This window comes from Mesorhizobium sp. M7D.F.Ca.US.004.03.1.1, from assembly GCF_003998635.1.
Taxonomy (GTDB): domain Bacteria; phylum Pseudomonadota; class Alphaproteobacteria; order Rhizobiales; family Rhizobiaceae; genus Mesorhizobium; species Mesorhizobium loti.
This window is the reverse complement of record NZ_RZQG01000853.1, coordinates 1-2,503: the sequence shown is the minus strand read 5'-3', so window position 1 is coordinate 2,503 and position 2,503 is coordinate 1. Positions and strand designations below refer to the sequence as shown.

The following is a 2,503-nucleotide window of genomic DNA, read 5'->3' as shown; positions in this document are numbered from 1 at the left end:
GCGATATCCGCGATCGTGAAATCGTCGCCAATGAGAAACGGGGCATCGCCAAGGCTGCGGTTGAGTGCGGCGAGGGTGCGGGCCCCGGCTTCGCGCTTGCCCGCAACCATGCCCTGGTTGCGCTCGAGCCTTCCGGTCAAGGTCCAGAAGCGCAGCGAGCCGATGACCGGCTCGACATTGTATTGCTCGAAGAACAGCCACTGCATGATTTTGGCGCGCCGAAAGCGGTCCGCCGGCAGAAAGGGCGTCCCTTCAGCGAGGTAGGTGAGGATCGCATTGGATTCGGCGATGGCGCTGCCGTCTTCGAGCTGAAGCACGGGAACCGCACCCGCCGGGTTGAGAGCAAGGAAGGCGTCGGTGCGGCTCTCGCCCTCGAAAATCGAGACAAGGCGACTGTCATAGGCGATGTCGAGCAGCCCGAGGAGGACCCGGACTTTCCAGCCATTTTGCGATGGCAAATAGTCGTGGAGCGTGAGCATGGCCCATCCTTTTGCGGCGAGGGGCTAGCGTTTCGCATGCGGCCCCGCCGCCCGCCACCCGATTCCTGCGCGGGGCATCGGACGCCGGTGCGAGGCCGGCGCTAAAAGCTACTGCCGGCAAGGATGATACCGAAGCCGGCAAGGCAGATGGCGCTGGCTTGTCGCAGCGACCGCTGGCTGAGCAGGTTTGAACCGCTGCGGCGAACCGCCAGGCCGACGACGAGCCAGGCCGCTCCCGCAAGACCGACCAGAGCCGCGATCGTTGTCAGAAGCTGGGCTGTCATGCCCTCGGATTGAACCAGCATGGCGACGATCATCGCCTTGGGATTGATGAGCGTGGTGGCGAAAACCTGCCTCACCGTCACCAGCCGGATCTCGACGCCGTCGTCCTTCGTGGTCCAGACGCTGTAGGCGAGCCAGAGCAGCCACAGCACCGCACAGATCCTCACGCCGGTCCGCAGTTCGATCTGGTTGCCCGCCGGGATCAGGGCGACAATTGCGGCAACCGCAAGGGTAATCGCCATATAGGCAAGCACGGCCGCACCCAGCATAGGCAGCGTGCGCCGCATCCCGGACGAAACGGCCGAAAAGGCCAGGAGGATGTTGGTTGGTCCGGGCGTCAGCAACAGCGCCAGGAGATCAAGCTTGAGCATCGCAGGCCGTTATCCCGCATCGTGTCAATTGGACCGGACTGTTAGCGGCCGCGGCGCCATGAGTCGAGCTGACACGCATGAGACTTCTCAGCGTCTGAATCGCTAGATTGCCATAAACTGCTGTTTTCACGAGGAATAATAGTATGGCCATTGTGCGTCGGGCGGTGGGCGCCGCCATCGCCGGTGGACGAAGGACGGCACGGCGGCTACCCTCTCGAAAGCCGCGATGGTTGGGCGGCAGGCGCTGGGAGTCGTTGCCGTTGGGAAGAATTGCTTCGTGGACGATGGCGCTCGTTCTCACTGTCGTCGCCGTGTGTGTCGGAGCCGGCGCCACGCTTGCCCAGACTTCGCCCGACCCGGCTTCGCCCTCGGCCTTGCCTTCAAAAGAAATATCGGTCGGGATAAAGGAGGCACCGCCTTTCGCGTTCAAGCTGCAGGACGGCAGTTGGTCCGGATTGAGCATCGACCTCTGGCAGAAAATGGCAGGGCGGCTCAATCTTCGCTTCCGCTATGCCGAAGTGCCGACTGTGCAGGACCAGATCGATGGCATTGTCAGCGGCAGGTTCGATGTGGCGATGGCCGCGATCACGGTCACTGCCGACCGCGAAAAGGCCGTCGATTTCACGCAACCCTTTTTCTCGACCGGGCTCGGCATCGCGACACCGCTCAACAATCAACCGTCCTGGCGGCCGGTGCTGCATGCGCTGACCTCGTTCGGCTTCCTGCAGGCGGTACTGGCGCTGATCGTCATATCGGTCGTCGTCGGCGTTCTGATCTGGATGTTCGAACGCCGGCACAATGACGATTTCGGTGGCGGCATCGCCAAGGGCCTGTTTTCCAGCATGTGGTGGTCGACTATCGCCGCGACACAGGCCAGCACCGGCGACTTCGGCCCGCGCACCGTGCCGGGACGGGTGCTGGCCGCGATCTGGATGATGGGATCGATCATTGCGATCGCGGTGTTTACTGCGGGCGTCACATCGGTGCTGACGATAACGCAGATGGAAGGAATGGTGCAGGGCGAGGGCGATCTTGCCGCGGTCAGGGTCGGCGCGGTGCAGAGCTCGTCGACGGCCTCCTATCTGGATTCGACCCAGATACGCCATCAGGATTTTGCCTCCGTCAAGGAAGGCCTCGATGCGCTGCGTGCCGGCAAGATCGATGCGCTGGTTCACGACAAACCACTGCTTAGCTGGCTGGTGGGGCAGAACTACGCGACGAGCCTCCAAGTTCTCGACGCGACCTTCGACCACCAGCAATATGCTATGGCGCTGCCGCTCGGCAGCCCGTTGCGCAAGCCACTCGATGTCGCCTTGCTACAGACCGTCGAAAGCGATTGGTGGAAGCAGGCCGTTTTCCAGTATCTGGGCT

General features: G+C 62.8%; 3 protein-coding genes. 1 reads left to right on the top strand and 2 read right to left on the bottom strand.

From position 1 onward, the window contains the following. Both EN935_RS30890 and EN935_RS30885 read right to left on the bottom strand, forming a co-directional pair. Positions 1–479, bottom strand: a 479-nt coding sequence (locus EN935_RS30890) for a glutathione S-transferase family protein (RefSeq protein WP_164771486.1), incomplete at its 3' end; no start/stop codon positions are given. Between the two features lie 101 nt (positions 480–580). Further along, the gene (locus EN935_RS30885; RefSeq protein WP_127263825.1) at positions 581–1,132 is read right to left on the bottom strand and encodes a hypothetical protein; all 552 of its coding nucleotides are present in this window, start codon (positions 1,130–1,132) and stop codon (positions 581–583) included. A gap of 284 nt (positions 1,133–1,416) precedes the next feature. Here EN935_RS30885 and EN935_RS30880 point away from each other — a divergent pair. After that, on the top strand, positions 1,417–2,503 hold a 1,087-nt coding region (locus EN935_RS30880; RefSeq protein WP_127373961.1), incomplete at its 3' end, for a transporter substrate-binding domain-containing protein.

Excerpts from the sequence above, each read along its gene's own strand:
- EN935_RS30885 (WP_127263825.1), bottom strand. The coding sequence starts at position 1,132 with ATGCTCAAGCTTGATCTCCTGGCGCTGTTGCTGACGCCCGGACCAACC.